The organism is Rhodococcoides kroppenstedtii (genome assembly GCF_900111805.1).
Taxonomy (GTDB): domain Bacteria; phylum Actinomycetota; class Actinomycetes; order Mycobacteriales; family Mycobacteriaceae; genus Rhodococcoides; species Rhodococcoides kroppenstedtii.
The window spans coordinates 1-15,304 of the sequence record NZ_FOJN01000022.1; the positions used below are offsets into that span (position 1 = coordinate 1).

Here is a 15,304-nt window from a genome sequence, read left to right on the forward strand (position 1 = left end):
AGCAGGGTGCGGGCCGCCCCCTGCGTGATCGACAACGTGGTGGCGATGGTGGCGGCGCAGCGGGTGTGCGCATCGAGCTCACGCCGGTCCTCGTCTTCGAACGGCTCGACCAGTTCGGCGTGCATGGCGGCGGCGAGCTGGTATTCGAACCACTTCAGGTACGCGACGCCGGCGGCGGCGTGGACGAGCCCGTCCAGCGCTTGCGAGGAGGGGAGGTCGGTGGTGGCGGGCAGGCCGAGCGCGATGTGGTCCAACGCAGCCCACGGCGTCGCACCTTCCCCCACCTGCACACTCGCCATACCGTCGACCCCCCAGTCGCTCGTATGTTCGAGTGTACCGTCACCCACCGACACAGTCCATGACACCCACGCACGAACCCGTGTCGATCACGCGAACGCCATGTCAATCTCGACCCGCGGAGCGCGAGGAGGTCGCCGTGGAGTCGTCCGCATCACCGCCGACCTGACCGTCGCCGACATCCCGTCGGCGGCCCCCTTCTATCGCGACGTCCTCGGCTTGAGCGAGGTGGAGTTCGACCTCGGCTGGGGCACCCGACGGCACGGTGGTGAACATCGTTCGCCGCGCACGGTGACCGATCAGCCGATTCCCGTCGCCGCCGTCACGTCGCGCCAGAGAGCGGCGCGCACCTCGGGATCGTCGCGTCGCCACGGGGGATAGTGGGTCGGGCGCGGGGCTCGATCGTGCCAGAAGCCGCCCGTCGTCGCCAACGGTGTGTCGGAGGCGGTGAGCCAGACGATGGTGTCCGCGCCCTCGTCGGCCGAGCGCAGAAGAGGTCGCATCACCGTGTCGAACAGCGGTAGCGAATCGGTCACGCCGGGAGTGGCCGCCCAGCCGGGGTGCATGCTGTGGACCACCGGATCGTCGGGTCCGTCGAAGCGGTCGCCGAGCAGCCCGGCCATCACCACCTGCATGCGCTTGGTGCGGGCATAGGCCGTCGTGCCGGAGTATCGGCCGGTCCGGTACTCGAAATCCGCGTTGGTGAGCGGCACCGCGTACATCCCGCCGCTCGAGACGAACACGACCCGCGAGCCGGCGTCGAACAGTGGCCGCACGGCGTAGGTGAGCAGGGTCGGGCCCAGGACGTGCGTTGCGTAGGCGCTTTCGTGCCCCTGCGCCGTCTCGATCCGTGACGGCGGCATCACTCCCGCGCAGTGCACCAGGGCATGCAGCGACGTCACCTGCGCCGCAAGCTCCGTACCGAAGGCGGCGACGGCGTCCAGATCACTGACGTCGCACACGTGCGTCTCGACGACGGATCCCGGCACCGTGTGCCGGATCTCCGACGCCGATGCATCGAGACGCCGTTCCGTACGCCCCACAAGATGCACACGGGCGCCGAGGTGGGCCAGCTGTCGGGCGGTCGCGGCACCCAGACCGGACCCGCCGCCGGTCACCACCACGTCGACCGGCGCCGGGAAGGGCGCTGCGTCCGCGGCCCAGAACCGACGCCGCACCCAGGAGCCGACACGGCTGTACCCCGGCACGATCGCCAGGTCGAGCGCGGTGTCCAGCACGCCCCCGATGCGTCCCCCCTGCGGAACCACTAGGCCGGCGGGGCGTCGCGACGCTCGGAGTTCTTCTCCCCGATGGCGTCCTTGGCGCGGTCGATGCCCTGGTCGATCTGCGAGTCGTGGCCCGCGAACTTCTTCTTCGCCGCGTCGCCGAGCTTGTCCAGGCCCTTCTCGACCTTGTCCTCGTTGGCGTCGAGCTTGCGTTTGATCTCTCCGAAGTTGACCATGCGTCGCAGTACCCCTACGGCCTCGACGGTCAAACCAGTGACAGAATCCGCGCATGCCGCGCAGCGCCGTTCCGGATGCGATCACCGACCTCGTCGACGCCGCTCTGGCTGATCTGCCACAACATCGTCGCGACGCGTTCGCGCTGCGACTCGAGCGGTGGTGGCCGGACCTGCACGACGCCGTCGCGGCCGTCTACCCGTCGCCCGACGACGTCGCGGCTCGGCTGGTGACGACGGCGGCCGCGGGGTTCGCGGCCCGGCCCGCCGAGCTGCACGCCCTGGACGACCGTCGCTTGCTGAATCCCGACTGGTTCCGCCGCCCGGACATGGTCGGCTACGCCTGCTACGCCGACCGCTACGGCGGAACGCTGGCGGGGGTGGGGGAGCGCCTCGATCACCTCACCGACCTGGGCGTGACCTACCTGCACCTCATGCCGCTCCTGGACCCGCGCCCCGGCGACAACGACGGCGGGTACGCCGTTCGGAACTACCGGGCGGTCCGCGAGGACCTCGGCACGATCGACGACCTGCGCGACCTTGCCACGGACCTCCGGTCCCGCGGCATCTCGCTCGTCGTCGACCTGGTCCTCAACCATGTTGCGCGCGAACACGACTGGGCCGAACGCGCCCGTGCCGGCGACCCCGAGTACCGCGACTACTTCCTGATCCACCCCGACCGCACGACGCCCGACGCCTACGAGCGCACCCTCCCCGAGGTCTTCCCGGACTTCGCGCCCGGCAACTTCACGTTCGACGACGACGTGAACGGCTGGGTCTGGACGACGTTCAACGCGTGGCAGTGGGATCTGAACTGGGCCAATCCCGCCGTGCTGGTGGAGTTCGCCGAAATCGTGATGTATCTGGCCAACCTGGGCGTCGAGGTCCTCCGGCTCGATGCCATCGCCTTCCTGTGGAAGCGCCTCGGCACCGACTGCCAGAACCAGCCGGAGGTGCACGCGATCACGCAGGCACTGCGCGCCACGGCTCGAATGGCCGCGCCCGCAGTGCTGTTCAAGGCCGAGGCCATCGTGGGACCCCGCGAGCTGCTGCCCTACCTCGGGCAGGGCCGGCACACGGGCCGGGTATCGGACGTCGCGTATCACAACAGCCTGATGGTGCAGATCTGGTCGATGCTGGCGTCGGGCTCCACCCGACTGGCCGAACACGCACTCGGCGCCCTGCCGCCCACGCCGTCCAGCGGGACGTGGGTGACCTACGTCCGGTGTCACGACGACATCGGGTGGGCCATCGACGACGGCGACGCCGCCGCGGTGGGCCTGAGCGGAGACGGCCATCGTCGGTTCCTGTCGGACTGGTACACGGGCGATTTCCCGGGCTCTCCGGCGGAAGGTCTGGTCTTCCAACACAATCCGGACACCGGTGACCGGCGCATCAGCGGCACGACGGCGGCGCTCACCGGACTCGGGCCGTCGCGTCGCGATCCCGACGGCGCGTTCGCCCGGCTGTTCCTCGCCCACGCGCTGGTCGCCGTGTGGGGCGGCATCCCGGTGATCTGGAGCGGGGACGAGATCGCGTCCCCGGGTGACCCCGCGTGGGCTGACGACCCCGCGCACGCCGCCGACAACAGATGGGTGCATCGACCGGCCGTCACCGATGCGGATCGCGCCGCATGCCGCGAGCCGGGCTCGGACGCCCAGCGGGCCTACGACGGTCTCGCTCACATCATGCGGACCCGCGCCGGCCTGCCCATGCTGCACGCCGAGGCACCGGTGGATCTCGTTCCCGGTCTCGACGACGGCGTACTCGGGGTCCTGCGTCGTCACCCCAGTGGGACCCTGTTCGGCCTGGTCAACGTGACCGGCGAGCACCGCCCGGTGCTGTACGACGTCATCACCCGCCACGTCGTCGATCCGCGAGAGGTGTTGTCGCATCACGCCATCGAGCCCGACGACGCGGGAATGTCCTGGATGCCGCCCTACGCCGCGTGGTGGATCACCGAGTCGCAGACTCGATTGTTCACCGAGTCGTGAATCGCGCGGCCACCCACCGCGTCACGAACGGCAGGGCGGACACCGACCCCACGAAGTGATCGCCGACGACGCGGCGGACCTCGACGTCCGCACCCTGCGCGCGCCAGTCGTCGGCCAGGGTCCGCACGCCGTGTTCGGGAATCCAGCGGTCCCGCGCACCGTGGTAGAACGCGAACGGCACTGTCGGCGCGGTGGCTCCGGGGGTGTTGGCCTCGATCACCGCGCGCGCGGCGGGGGAATCGAAGACGTTCGGATCGTGCGCGAGTGCCTCCAGGGGCAGCCGCGCCAGTCCGCCGAGGGCAAGCGGGATCACGGACAGGTTCTTGATGCGCGTGGCGAGATAGAGCCCCAAGGGCCCGAACTCGCGGGCCAGCGCCTCGTGTTCGCGGGCCAGACCGATCACCGCGGCGCCGAACAGTCCCGACGCGATGGTGCCGTTCATGGTCTCGCGCAACAGCCCGACGTTCGTCGGTGTGCCGCCGGCGATCGCCCCGATCAGCGGCACCTCCGGTGCGTAGCTCGGCTGCAGCTGCGCCGCCCACACCGTGGCGATGGCGCCGCCGCTGTAGCCGTACATGACGGCGGGACTGTCGCGGTACGTCTCGTCGAGGCTCGGCAGGCCGCGCAGCCCGTCGAGCACGGCGTGCCCGGCCATGGTGCCCTCCGCGTAGGCCATCCGCGGGCCCTCGTGGTCGACGATCAGCACGGCGTACCCGCGTTGCAGCCACAGCGGAACCACCGCCGGAAAGTCCTGGCCGAGCCCGTGCACCAGGCGGTACGACGGCGTCGCGGCCAGCCCCAGCGAGTCGATCGCGACGTTGTGGACCAGGACCGGACGTGGCCCCGGCCCCCGCCATGGGCGTCGCGGTTCCATGAGCGAGGCGGTGACCGTGACCGGGCGGCCCTGCGCGTCTCGCGATGCGACGGCGAACTGACGCAGGCGAGTGCGCGGCCTGGGTACGAGGCCGGTGATCTCGCGGCTGCGCAGCACGGTGCCGGGCGGGACGTCGGTGGAGGGCGCATCGGCCGCGGACTCCACGAAGAACGGGTCGGACGTGATCGGGGTGGGGAGCAGCGCCGCGTACGGATCGGCGAGCACTTCGGCGGGCACCCGATCGGCCAGTCCCAGCCGGGTCAGCACGTCGACGATCGAGGACATGCACGGACCGTAGAGCCCGCGGCGGCGGAAAGAATCGGCTCGAGCACAATGCTGTGACGGGCCACGGCGGGACGGCATCGTTCCCGCCGTGACCGACTGCAGAACAGCCACCCGCCCGTCCGATGCCGAGCTCGCCGCCCGGTTCCGGCCCGTGTTCGAGCGCATCGCGGCCGGTGCTCTCGATCGCGAGCGCGACCGCCGCCTGGCGCACGACGAGATCGCTCTGCTCCGTGAGGCGGGGTTCGGCGCGCTGCGCGTCCCCGTGGAGTTCGGCGGCCTCGGGGCCTCGGTGGAGCAGCTCTTCGCGCTCCTGATCGACCTTGCCGCTGCCGAATCGAACCTGCCACAGGCGCTGCGCGTGCACTGGAGCTTCGTCGAGGACCAGCTCGCGGCCGACCCGAGCCCGGAGCGCGAGAGGTGGCTGCGGGCCGTGGCCGGCGGCACCCTCGTGGGCAACGCCATCACCGAACCGGGTGTGGGCGCCGTGGACCGGTACCGCACCACGGTGACCCGCGCCGACGACGGCACCCTGCGCCTGACCGGCGAGAAGTTCTACAGCACCGGGAGCCTGTACTCCGACCACATCCTCGTCGCGGCGGACCTGGACGGGGAGCGAGTGTCGGTCCTGGTCGACGCGGACGCGCCGGGCGTCACCCAGCGCGACGACTGGGACGGCTTCGGTCAGCGCCTCACCGTCAGCGGCACCACGGTCTTCACCGACGTCGAGGTGCCGGCGGATCGCCTTCTCGGACCGGGCTACGGCGGCCCCGGCCGCACCTACGCGACGGCGTATCTGCAGTTGGTGCAGCTCGCGGTGCTCGCCGGGATCGCGCGTCGCGCCGCGGACGACGTGATCGACTGGGTTCGCGGGCGCACGCGCAGCTACACTCACGCCGCGGCGGACCTGCCGCGGCACGACCCGGTGGTGCAGCAGCTGATCGGCCGATTGGAGGCGGCGGCGTGGTCGTCCCGTGCCCTGGTGCTCGCCGCGGCGGCCGACGTCGTGCGGGCGGTCGAGGCCGGCGGGGCCGAAGACGGGGCCGAGGCACTCGACCGCGCCGAACTGTCCACGGCGCACGCGCAGAACACCGTCGTCGATCTGGTGCTGACCGCGACGACGCAGCTGTTCGAGGTGGGTGGGGCCTCGATCGTCTCCGAGCGCACGGGATTCGATCGGCACTGGCGCAACGCCCGCACCATCTCCGTGCACAACCCGGTGCTCTACAAGGCCCGCTCGGTGGGCGCGCACGTCCTCAACGGCGAGGACCTGCCCTACGCCTGGTCGGCCGGCGCCAAGTCGGCCGGAGCCGAGTCGTCCGCCGGGACCGCCGCGGGGGCCTGACGCGGGTTACCGTGGCGGGGTGACGGACGACGCGCGCGGCGAGCAACTTTCGGACCCCGTTCCGTACACCACGGGGGAGCGGGTGTTCGGGCCGCCCGGCGGGACGTTCGATCCCGACTGGGCGGCCACCGCCTTGCGTTCGCATCGGCCGGACCTGACCCACGCCGAATCGGTGCGACTGATCGGCCGGGCCTGGGACCTGCTGCGCGAGAAGGGATTGCGCGACGCCGCCCTGGCCGACGCCGTGGCGGCACTGACGCCGGACGACCGACCGCTCGCCGACGTCGTCGCGGCGGTCGCAACCGAGACCGCACGCTTCTACCTCGACCGATGAGCGCGCCGACGCGGTGGCATCTCGAACGCTCCGCGGCCGACTCGCACGCGTACGTCGAGCGGTTCCGCGAACTCGAACGATCCGGCGCCGACCTGCACGGTGAGGCTCGCATGGTCGACGCGGCCGTCGCCCGCGGGTCGCGCATTCTCGACGCGGGGTGCGGCACCGGGCGGCTCGCCGCCGAACTCGCGCGTCGCGGTCACCGCGTGACCGGGGTCGACCTCGACCCCGTTCTGGTGGCCGAAGCCAGGACGCGCGCCGGGATCGACGTCGTGCTGGGGGACCTCCTCACCGTTCCCCTCGACCCGGCGTCCTTCGACGCCGTCGTCGCCGCCGGCAACGTGCTGGTCTTCCTCGCCCCCGGCACGGAGTCGACGGTCCTGCGTCGGTGGTACGACGCCCTCCGGCCCGGTGGTCGGGTGATCGCGGGCTTCGCCACCGATCGCGCCTACTCCCCGGACGATGCGCTGCGCGACCTCGCGGCGGTGGGGTTCGTCGCCGTGCAACGCTTCTCGACGTGGTCGCTCGATCCGTGGCGGCCGGAGTCCGACTGGATCGTGCTCGACGCGCGGCGGCCCGAGGACGACGGTGCCGAGGGCGATGCGGATGTTCGGACCGAGTCCGAACCACCGCGCGTCGCGGCGGATCCGCCGCCGCGTCCCTAGACTCCGGACATGACTGCCGACTCCCCGTCCGCGTCCGGTTCCCCGGCGTCCCGTCCGACGATCGAGATGGACTACACGGTCCTCGACTGCCCGGACCCGCAGGCCCTCGCGCGGTTCTACACGGCCCTGCTGGGGTGGCCGTCCGAGCGGGACGACCCCGACTGGTCGGTGGTCCGCGGACCCGGAGGCCAGGGGCTGGCCTTCCAGAAGTCCGACGAGTTCGTCCCCCTCTACTGGCCTCGCGAGGGCATTCGCATCCACCTCGACCTGATCGTGGACGACATGGACGGGGCCTCCGAGTACGCCGTCGGACTCGGCGCGCGCACGGTGGACGACGACGCCGACCATCCCGGCTTTCGCGTCTTCCAGGACCCGGTGGGGCACCTGTTCTGCCTGTGCCGCCGCGACTGACCGGAGCGCGCCTCACCGCGGTCGACGCGCGGATGTTCTGGCTGTCCCGACGGCTGGCCAGTGATCAGTTCCTGCTCTTCGCGTTCGACGGGGCGGTCGACGGTCCGTCCGTGGCGCACTCGCTGCTCGCGCGCGCGGAGACGGTGGCGGACCTCTGCGTGCGAGTACGGGAGACGCCGGCCGCGCTCGACTACCCGTACTGGGTTCCGCGGTCCCCGACCCCCGATCTCGTGCGGGTCGACGACACCCCGGACTGGCAGGGGTGTCTCGATCGCGTCGCGGCGTCGACCGCCGACCAGGTGGACGCCACCGTCTCGCCGTGGCGCCTGCACCTGTCTCCCGCGGTCACGGGCGTGCCCGGCGCGTCGGGCGTCGCCTCCGTGGCCGTGCTGCAGGTGGCGCACGCGCTGGCCGACGGCGCCCGAGCGTCCGCGACGGCGCGGGCACTGTTCGCCGTCGACCCGCCGACCCCCGCGCAGCCACCGGCGGCACCGACCGGCGCGATCGCCGCCGCGCTCGGCGTGCTCGAATTCCCCGCGCGGGTGGCGCGGACGGCCCGACGGGCGCGCGACGCCGCCGCGGCCGACCGCGACCGGCGCGAGGCCACCGCGTCGGGCCGGCTTCCGGCGCCCCCGGTCGGCCGCACTCCGACTGTGCTGTCCCGCCTCGCGTCCGGCGGCGTCGCGATGCGCTGCCTGGTGCTGCCGACGACCGCCCTGGCCGGTGGGCCCGTCAGCGTCACCGTCGCGGCGCTCACCGCGATCTCGGTGGCGCTCGTCGACCACCTCGAGGCCGTGGGCGCGGAGGTGCCCGACGACCTCGGCGCCGAGGTCACCATCGGTGTTCCGCCCGCGTCTCGAACGACGCTTGCTCGCAACGCATTTCACGTCGCGGGGGTCGATCTGCACCCGGGCGTCGAGGACCTCTCCCGACGCGCGGAGGCGATCGCCGACTCGCTGCGCGACCGACGTCGGCGGCTCGACCACCCGGCGTTCGGGGTGGGGGACCGAGCGACGGAGGCGGTCCCGGCCGCCGTGATCCGCGCGGACGTCGCGCGGGCCGATCTCGAGGCGGTCCAGACCACGGTGGGCGGACACACCGTCGTGTCGAGCGTGTACCGCGGTGCGTCCGATCTGATGCTCGGCGGTCACCCGGTCCTGATGACGGCGGGTTTCCCCGCCTTGTCTCCGACGGTCGGACTGACGCACGGCGTCCACGGGATCGGGGACACCGTGACGCTCTCGGTGACGACGAGCGCGGGAGTCGTCGACCCCGACGTCTACGCGACACGCCTGCGACACGCCGTGGAGCGCGTCGTCGAGTGTCTGCAGTGACTGGCGAGCCTCGAGGTGTGTGTGGTGCAATTGCGGCTCGGCACCACTGGAGTGACCGAAACCGAGAAAATTAGCAGTCCGTCGTCGTCCGTCCGGGGAGGCGCGCCGGGCGAGTCGCGAAGGCAGGTGCTCGTGCAGGTATCCCGTCGACAGCTCTTCCGCTACGCCGCCGTCGGTGGTGTCGCCGTCGGCCTCGGAGCGACAGGACGGTCCGTCGCCGCAGCGAACCCCGGTCTCGGCACCATCGTCGACTACGCAGCCGGCGTGCCGTCCGCCGCGGCCATCGCCGCCGCGGGACACGTGGGAGCGATCCGGTACGTCTCCGACCGCCGCCCCGGCGCCGAGTGGATGACCGGCAAGCCGATGACCGCCGCCGAGGCGAGTGCCCTCACGGGCGAGGGTCTGCAGGTGGTGTCCTGCTACCAGTTCGGCAAGGGGGCCACCGCCGACTGGCGCGGCGGGTACGACGCCGGAGTGACGCACGCGACGCGTGGACTCGAATTGCACACGGCTGCAGGCGGACCCGCGAACCGGCCGATCTACGCCGCGATCGACGACAACCCCACGGCCGCGGAGTTCGCCTCGATGATCGGGCCCTACCTGCTCGGCTGGCACTCCGTCGTCGGCCGGGAGAACACCGGGGTGTACGCCAACGGCCCCACCATCACCCTCGCTGCCGCGGCCGGACTCGGATCCTGGTACTGGCAGCACAACTGGGGCACCCCGAAGGGATTCGTGCACCCGGCGGCCCACCTGCACCAGATCGAGATCGACAAGCGCCGCATCGAGGGCGTCGGCATCGACGTCAACACGGTGCTGAAGGCGGACTACGGACAGTGGTCGCTCGCGGCCGACGTGGTCACGCCCGAACCGGACACCTCGGTTCCCACGACGCCGGTCGGCGACCCCGCCGCGCGACCGGATCTCGCATCCACCCTGATTCGCACCCTGGAGGCATTCTCATGACGTTCATCGACGTGCTCTACGCCATCGCCGGCGCGCTCTACACGCAGTTCTCGGAGTACTTCGGTTCCTGACCCCCGACACGAGAAGACCGGTGGCCGTACTCGGCCACCGGTCTTCTCGTCGGTCCGGGTTCTGCGGACAGGGGCGTCAGTTCACGACGAAGGCGCCGACCGTGGGCAGGAAGCTGCACGTGATCCCGGCGTCGGTGGAGATGGAGCCCGAGATCGCCGCGAGGACGCGGCCGCGCCCGGTGTCCGCGATCGCCGACAGCGTGGCGGGCCCGTCGGGGTTGATGTTCGCGGCCCCAGTCAGCACGGTCGCGCCGGTCCTCCCGGTGTCGACGTTGACCCACTGCGCGGTCAGCGGAGCGGCCTGGCGATCCGCGAGCGGCGCCGTGCCGAGGGCCGTGAAGACGAAGCCCGCCGTGCCCGCGGCGGGTCCGGGCGGAGGCAGCTCGGCCGGGCCGGGTACCGCCAGTGCGGCGCCCACGGAATCGGCCGTGGGGGAGATGCACCCGCGTCCGACCGTCGGGTAGAGGAACTGGGCGATGACGGGTCCGTCCTGCGGGATCTCCGGACCACCGCCGCGGCTGCCGTCCAGGAACGTGATGATCGAGGTCAGGATCCGCTTGGCGTCCGGCGAGAGCGGCGCGGTGTCGAGCAGTTGCTTCGCGCGGGCGAGCAGCTCGTTCTGGGGGTTCGCGGCATCGACGGCAGCGGCGTCCAGCAGGGACGGAGCGAGGGCGGCGAGCGCCTCGTAGCCGGGGACGACCTGCGGGTCGCTCGGAATCGGCAGCGCCGGCTGCGCGGCGGCGACGCCGGGGGCGGCCACGGCGCAGGCGGCGGCGACAGCCATGCCGGCCACCATGCTGCGCGTGCGTCGACGGGCCCGTCGGCGTGTCGAATCCGTTGTCTGCATGGTGTTCCCGCTTCCTCGTCTGCCGGCTCGAACGACTGCCCACGACCCCCTCCGCCCGTCGTGGACGGGCAGGCGACGTCACTCTAATGACACCGTTCGACGGTTGTACAGCGTGTGCTCGGGCGCTCGGACCGTGTCGTTGCGCGGGTACCCGACGTTAGCCTGTTACAAGAGCGACGGATGCGACTCTTGCGAACAGTGATGCGATTGTGACTGCTGGGACGTGGCACGCGACAATGCATCGGACGTGACCTTCGGGGCGGGTCACCGCACCGACTACCCTCGCGCACGGTCCTGTCCCTCTTCTCGATCGTGAGAACCCCCTGCCGTGAGTGCTCCGAACCCCGCCCCGCGGCTCCCCGTGCTCCTCCGCGCGGCCCCCGCCCTGCTGGTGGTGACGGTGCTGCTGCGCGTGCTGTGGACGGTGGCCACCCCCAACGGCAGTAACTGGGTCGATCTCCACGTCTACGTGGACGGGTCGGCGTCGGCCTTCGACGGGTCGCTCTACGACTTCACCTACTCGGAGGAGACCCCGGACTTCCCGCTTCCGTTCACCTACCCCCCGTTCGCGGCCCTCGTCTTCTACCCGCTGCACTTCCTGCCGTTCCCGCTCGTCGGCGCGCTCTGGATGATCGCGACCGGCCTCGCGCTGTACGCCGTCGTTCGCATCGCCCTGCGCCTCGTGGGTGGCGACCGCGCGGACACCGTGGAGTGGCGTCGGGCCGCGTTGCTGTGGACCGCCGTCGGACTGTGGACCGAATCGCTGCGGACCACCCTGGACTACGGCCAGGTGAACGTCTTCCTCGTTCTGCTGGCGATGCTCGCGGCGCGCAGCGCTCGGTGGTGGGTGTCGGGCGCGCTGGTGGGGTTCGCCGCCGGGGTGAAGCTGACCCCGGCGATCACGGGCCTGTACTTCCTCGCGCGACGGCGCTGGGGTGCCGCGGCGTTCTCGGCGGTGACCTTCGTCGGCACCGTCGGGGTGAGCTTCCTGCTCATGGGCTCCGCGGCCACCGAGTACTTCACCACGCTGCTCGGCGACGCCGATCGCATCGGACCGGTGGGATCGGTGTGGAACCAGTCGCTCCGCGGCGCCCTCTCCCGCCTGGTCGGCCACGACGTCGGTCAGGGGCCGATCTGGCTCGTCGCCGTGGCGATCCTGCTCCTCGCCGCGCTGGCGGCGTGGCGCGCGCTCGGACCGGACGATCGGCTGGGCACGCTGGTGATCGTGTCCTTCGTGGGGCTCGCGGTGTCCCCGATCTCGTGGTCCCACCACTGGGTGTGGATCGTGCCGATGCTGATCTGGCTCGTGCACGGGCCGCTGCGCCACGCGCGCGGAGTTCGCGTGCTGGTCGGGTACTGGCTCGTGGTCACCCTCGTCGGCGTGCCGTGGGTGCTGAGCTTCCTGCAGCCGTCCATCTGGGAGATCGACCGTCCGCTGATCCTCGCGGTGGCGGGCGCCGCGTACGCGGTGGGCACCCTCGGACTGTTCGGGGTGGTGGCCGCGCACGGCCGCTCGGTCAGGAGGCCAGCGAGTCGATCGTCCGCGCGAGCGTGACGTCCTTGTCGGTGATGCCGCCGGCGGAGTGCGTGGAGAGTCGGAACGTGATCGCCGTCCACCGGATGTCGATGTCCGGGTGATGATCGGCGGACTCGGCCGCGTCGGCCACCCGGCGCACCAGGTCGATGCCGGCGAGAAAGGACGAGCAGGTGACGGTGCGGGTGATCGCGTCCCCGTCCCGCGACCAGCCGGGGAGATCGGAGAGCACGCGACGGACGTCGTCGCCGGTGAGCAGTTCGGCCATACTGCGATGGTGCCACCGCCGCCCGCCGCCGCGACGGTCGTCGCCGGCGCGGTGATCGAGAACGGGTGCGTTCTGCTCGCCCAGCGCGCCACGCCGCCGGAGCTGGCCGGCCGGTGGGAACTGCCCGGCGGCAAGATCGAACCGGGGGAGACGCCGCAGGACGCGCTGGTCCGCGAACTGCGGGAGGAACTCGGAATCGACGTCACGGTCGGCGACCCGGTGGGGGTCGACGTGCCGCTGCCGTCGGGTCACGTCCTGCGGGCCTACGCCGTGCGGCGGGTCGCGGGGACGCCGTCCGCGCTCTATCACGACGCGGTGCGGTGGGTCGGTGCGGGCGACCTGCACGAGGTGGACTGGGTGCCCGCCGACCGTGAGTGGATCGCCGATCTGGTGGTGTTGCTGAGTGATGGGTCTGCGTGAGCGTCCAGGTCGGAGGGGACCGGAGACCGCGTGAGCGTCCAGGTCGGAGGGGACCGGAGACCGCGTGAGCGTCCAGGTCGGAGGGGACCGGAGACCGCGTGAGCGTCCAGGTCGGAGGGGACCGGAGACCGCGTGAGCGCAGTCACCCGGTCCGACCGAGTAAACTTTTTCGAGTCGCACGTCTCGTTCGCGACGCAGCGCGTGCTCCGGGAGAGGTAGTCGCCTGCTCTTCACCCGCCGTACGCGCCCCGTACTCGAACACGATGGAGATTCCCGCGTGACCAGCCCCACCACCCCCACGTCGTTCCGCAACGTCGCGATCGTCGCCCACGTCGACCACGGCAAGACGACGCTCGTCGACGCGATGCTTCGCCAGTCGGGCGCGTTCGCTGCCCGCGCGGAACTGGTCGACCGCGTCATGGACTCGGGTGACCTGGAGAAGGAGAAGGGCATCACGATCCTGGCCAAGAACACGGCGGTGCACCGGCACCACGCCGACGGTTCGGTCACGGTCATCAACGTCATCGACACGCCGGGTCACGCGGACTTCGGCGGCGAGGTCGAGCGCGGCCTGTCGATGGTGGACGGCGTGGTGCTGCTCGTGGACGCCTCCGAGGGTCCGCTGCCGCAGACGCGCTTCGTGCTGCGCAAGGCGCTCGCCGCGTCGCTGCCGGTGATCCTCGTGGTCAACAAGACGGACCGTCCCGACGCGCGGATCGAGGAGGTCGTCTCCGAGAGCCACGATCTGCTGCTCGATCTGGCGTCGGACCTCGACGACGAGGCGTCGGAGGCCGCGGAGCTCGCTCTCGACCTGCCGGTGCTGTACGCGTCGGGTCGTGAGGGCAAGGCGTCCACGAAGCAGCCCGAGAACGGTCAGGCTCCGGACGCGGAGAATCTCGACGAGCTGTTCGACGTGCTGTTGAACTACGTGCCGGCGCCGAAGGGCAGCAGCGACGCGCCGCTGCAGGCGCACGTCACCAACCTCGACGCCTCGGCCTTCCTCGGCCGTCTGGCTCTCGTCCGCGTGCACAACGGCGAGCTGCGCAAGGGTCAGAACGTCGCGTGGATGAACGAGGACGGCGTGAAGACCGTCAAGATCACCGAGCTGCTCAAGACGGTCGGCGTCGAGCGCAGTCCCGGTGAGGTGGCCGTGGCCGGCGACATCGTCGCGGTGGCCGGCATCCCGGAGATCATGATCGGCGACACGCTGGCGGATCCGGAGAATCCCGTTGCGCTGCACCGCATCACGGTGGACGAGCCGGCGATCTCGGTGACCATCGGCACCAACACCAGCCCGCTCGTCGGTCGCGTGCAGGGCCACAAGCTGACCGCCCGCATGGTCAAGGCCCGCCTCGATCAGGAGCTGGTGGGCAACGTCTCGCTGCGCGTTCTCGACATCGGCCGCCCCGACGCGTGGGAGGTGCAGGGTCGTGGTGAGCTCGCGCTCGCGATCCTGGTGGAGCAGATGCGACGCGAGGGCTTCGAGCTCACCGTCGGCAAGCCGCAGGTGGTGACCAAGCAGGTCGACGGCAAGACGCACGAGCCCTACGAGGAGCTGACCATCGACTGCCCCGAGGAGCACCTCGGCGGCATCACCCAGCTGCTGGCCGCCCGCAAGGGCAAGATGGTCCAGATGACCAACCACGGCGCGGGGTGGGTCCGTATGGAGTTCATCGTGCCGTCGCGCGGCCTGATCGGCTTCCGCACCGACTTCCTCACCGAGACCCGCGGCACCGGCATCGCCAACGCCGTCTTCCACGGGTACGCCCCGTGGGCCGGTGAGATCCGCGCGCGGCACACCGGGTCGCTGGTGTCCGATCGCCAGGGCAGCGTGACGCCGTTCGCGATGATCCAGCTGGCCGACCGCGGCACGTTCTTCGTCGAGCCGGGCGCGGACACCTACGAGGGCATGGTGGTGGGCATCAACCCGCGCCAGGAGGACCTCGACATCAACGTCACGCGCGAGAAGAAGCTGACCAACATGCGTCAGTCCTCGGCGGACGTCATGGAGACGCTGGCCAAGCCGAAGAAGCTCGACCTCGAGATGGCCATGGAGTTCTGCGCCGCCGACGAGTGCGTCGAGGTCACCCCGGAAGTGGTGCGGGTGCGCAAGCTGCACCTGGACTCCAACGAGCGTGCGCGCGAGCGGTCGCGGGCGAAGTCGCGCGACAAGGCTGCTCTCTGACGTGGTCGGCGCGCGTGC

At 71.3% G+C, this 15,304-nt stretch carries 15 protein-coding genes and 1 pseudogene; 10 read left to right on the plus strand and 6 right to left on the minus strand.

Features of this window, described 5'->3' with window-relative positions:
- From BMZ18_RS19850 to BMZ18_RS18435, 3 genes and pseudogenes are all read right to left on the minus strand, one after another.
- Positions 1-299: pseudogene (locus BMZ18_RS19850) on the minus strand (hypothetical protein); the annotation flags it as partial.
- Positions 300-596: 297 nt separating this feature from the next.
- On the minus strand, positions 597-1,535 hold the full coding sequence (locus BMZ18_RS18430) for an SDR family NAD(P)-dependent oxidoreductase (RefSeq protein ID WP_244516601.1): 939 nt from the start codon (positions 1,533-1,535) through the stop codon (positions 597-599).
- A gap of 29 nt (positions 1,536-1,564) precedes the next feature.
- Complete coding sequence (locus tag BMZ18_RS18435) at positions 1,565-1,759, minus strand: antitoxin (protein ID WP_068102369.1); 195 nt, start codon at positions 1,757-1,759, stop codon at positions 1,565-1,567.
- A gap of 53 nt (positions 1,760-1,812) precedes the next feature.
- On the opposite strand from BMZ18_RS18435, the gene BMZ18_RS18440 reads away from it, so the two are divergent.
- Positions 1,813-3,750 (plus strand): alpha-amylase family protein, encoded by a 1,938-nt coding sequence (locus BMZ18_RS18440; RefSeq protein ID WP_068366682.1) that lies wholly within the window; start codon positions 1,813-1,815, stop codon positions 3,748-3,750.
- Here BMZ18_RS18440 and BMZ18_RS18445 read toward each other — a convergent pair.
- Entirely contained in the window at positions 3,737-4,909 is a 1,173-nt protein-coding gene (locus BMZ18_RS18445; RefSeq protein ID WP_074922376.1) for a lipase family protein, read from the minus strand. The two genes, BMZ18_RS18440 and BMZ18_RS18445, sit on opposite strands and share 14 nt — an antisense overlap.
- 88 nt (positions 4,910-4,997) lie before the next feature.
- Between BMZ18_RS18445 and BMZ18_RS18450 the strand changes: the two genes are divergently transcribed.
- The 6 genes from BMZ18_RS18450 (at position 4,998) to BMZ18_RS18475 (ending at position 9,961) form a co-directional block, all read left to right on the plus strand.
- Complete coding sequence (locus BMZ18_RS18450; RefSeq protein ID WP_068366740.1) at positions 4,998-6,251, plus strand: acyl-CoA dehydrogenase family protein; 1,254 nt, start codon at positions 4,998-5,000, stop codon at positions 6,249-6,251.
- A 19-nt stretch (positions 6,252-6,270) separates the two neighbouring features.
- Positions 6,271-6,585 (plus strand): hypothetical protein, encoded by a 315-nt coding sequence (locus BMZ18_RS18455; RefSeq protein WP_068102363.1) that lies wholly within the window; start codon positions 6,271-6,273, stop codon positions 6,583-6,585.
- Positions 6,582-7,250, plus strand: a complete 669-nt coding sequence (locus tag BMZ18_RS18460) for a class I SAM-dependent methyltransferase (RefSeq protein WP_068366743.1) — start codon at positions 6,582-6,584, stop codon at positions 7,248-7,250. Before BMZ18_RS18455 ends, BMZ18_RS18460 begins: the two co-directional genes overlap by 4 nt.
- Positions 7,251-7,259: 9 nt before the next feature.
- A complete protein-coding gene (locus BMZ18_RS18465) occupies positions 7,260-7,661 on the plus strand; it encodes a VOC family protein (RefSeq protein WP_068366745.1) in 402 nt (133 codons plus the stop codon).
- Complete coding sequence (locus BMZ18_RS18470) at positions 7,646-8,995, plus strand: WS/DGAT domain-containing protein (protein WP_083400217.1); 1,350 nt, start codon at positions 7,646-7,648, stop codon at positions 8,993-8,995. Before BMZ18_RS18465 ends, BMZ18_RS18470 begins: the two co-directional genes overlap by 16 nt.
- Positions 8,996-9,127: 132 nt before the next feature.
- The gene (locus BMZ18_RS18475) at positions 9,128-9,961 is read left to right on the plus strand and encodes a glycoside hydrolase domain-containing protein (RefSeq protein ID WP_082895294.1); all 834 of its coding nucleotides are present in this window, start codon (positions 9,128-9,130) and stop codon (positions 9,959-9,961) included.
- 147 nt (positions 9,962-10,108) lie between these two features.
- On the opposite strand, the gene BMZ18_RS18480 is transcribed toward BMZ18_RS18475, so the two are convergent.
- The gene (locus BMZ18_RS18480; protein ID WP_068106029.1) at positions 10,109-10,816 is read right to left on the minus strand and encodes an Rv1157c family protein; all 708 of its coding nucleotides are present in this window, start codon (positions 10,814-10,816) and stop codon (positions 10,109-10,111) included.
- A 391-nt stretch (positions 10,817-11,207) separates the two neighbouring features.
- On the opposite strand from BMZ18_RS18480, the gene BMZ18_RS18485 reads away from it, so the two are divergent.
- Positions 11,208-12,434, plus strand: coding sequence for a mannosyltransferase (locus tag BMZ18_RS18485; protein ID WP_074922378.1), 1,227 nt, complete (start codon positions 11,208-11,210; stop codon positions 12,432-12,434).
- Here the strand turns inward: BMZ18_RS18485 and BMZ18_RS18490 are convergent.
- Entirely contained in the window at positions 12,397-12,681 is a 285-nt protein-coding gene (locus tag BMZ18_RS18490; RefSeq protein WP_068366494.1) for a 4a-hydroxytetrahydrobiopterin dehydratase, read from the minus strand. The two genes, BMZ18_RS18485 and BMZ18_RS18490, sit on opposite strands and share 38 nt — an antisense overlap.
- Positions 12,682-12,690: 9 nt before the next feature.
- Here BMZ18_RS18490 and BMZ18_RS18495 point away from each other — a divergent pair, with 9 nt between their 5' ends.
- Together BMZ18_RS18495 and typA are read left to right on the plus strand one after the other, a co-directional pair.
- Positions 12,691-13,101 carry a (deoxy)nucleoside triphosphate pyrophosphohydrolase gene (locus BMZ18_RS18495; RefSeq protein ID WP_244516602.1) on the plus strand — a complete coding sequence of 137 codons (411 nt, stop codon included), beginning with the start codon at positions 12,691-12,693 and terminating at the stop codon, positions 13,099-13,101.
- A 277-nt stretch (positions 13,102-13,378) separates the two neighbouring features.
- Positions 13,379-15,286, plus strand: a complete 1,908-nt coding sequence (gene typA / locus BMZ18_RS18500) for a translational GTPase TypA (protein WP_068102352.1) — start codon at positions 13,379-13,381, stop codon at positions 15,284-15,286.
- Positions 15,287-15,304 lie beyond the last annotated feature (18 nt).

Excerpts from the sequence above, each read along its gene's own strand:
- BMZ18_RS18435 (WP_068102369.1), bottom strand. The coding sequence starts at position 1,759 with ATGGTCAACTTCGGAGAGATCAAACGCAAGCTCGACGCCAACGAGGAC.
- BMZ18_RS18440 (WP_068366682.1), top strand. The coding sequence starts at position 1,813 with ATGCCGCGCAGCGCCGTTCCGGATGCGATCACCGACCTCGTCGACGCC.
- BMZ18_RS18465 (WP_068366745.1), top strand. The coding sequence starts at position 7,260 with ATGACTGCCGACTCCCCGTCCGCGTCCGGTTCCCCGGCGTCCCGTCCG.
- BMZ18_RS18490 (WP_068366494.1), bottom strand. The coding sequence starts at position 12,681 with ATGGCCGAACTGCTCACCGGCGACGACGTCCGTCGCGTGCTCTCCGAT.
- BMZ18_RS18445 (WP_074922376.1), bottom strand. The coding sequence starts at position 4,909 with ATGTCCTCGATCGTCGACGTGCTGACCCGGCTGGGACTGGCCGATCGG.
- BMZ18_RS18460 (WP_068366743.1), top strand. The coding sequence starts at position 6,582 with ATGAGCGCGCCGACGCGGTGGCATCTCGAACGCTCCGCGGCCGACTCG.
- BMZ18_RS18480 (WP_068106029.1), bottom strand. The coding sequence starts at position 10,816 with ATGGCTGTCGCCGCCGCCTGCGCCGTGGCCGCCCCCGGCGTCGCCGCC.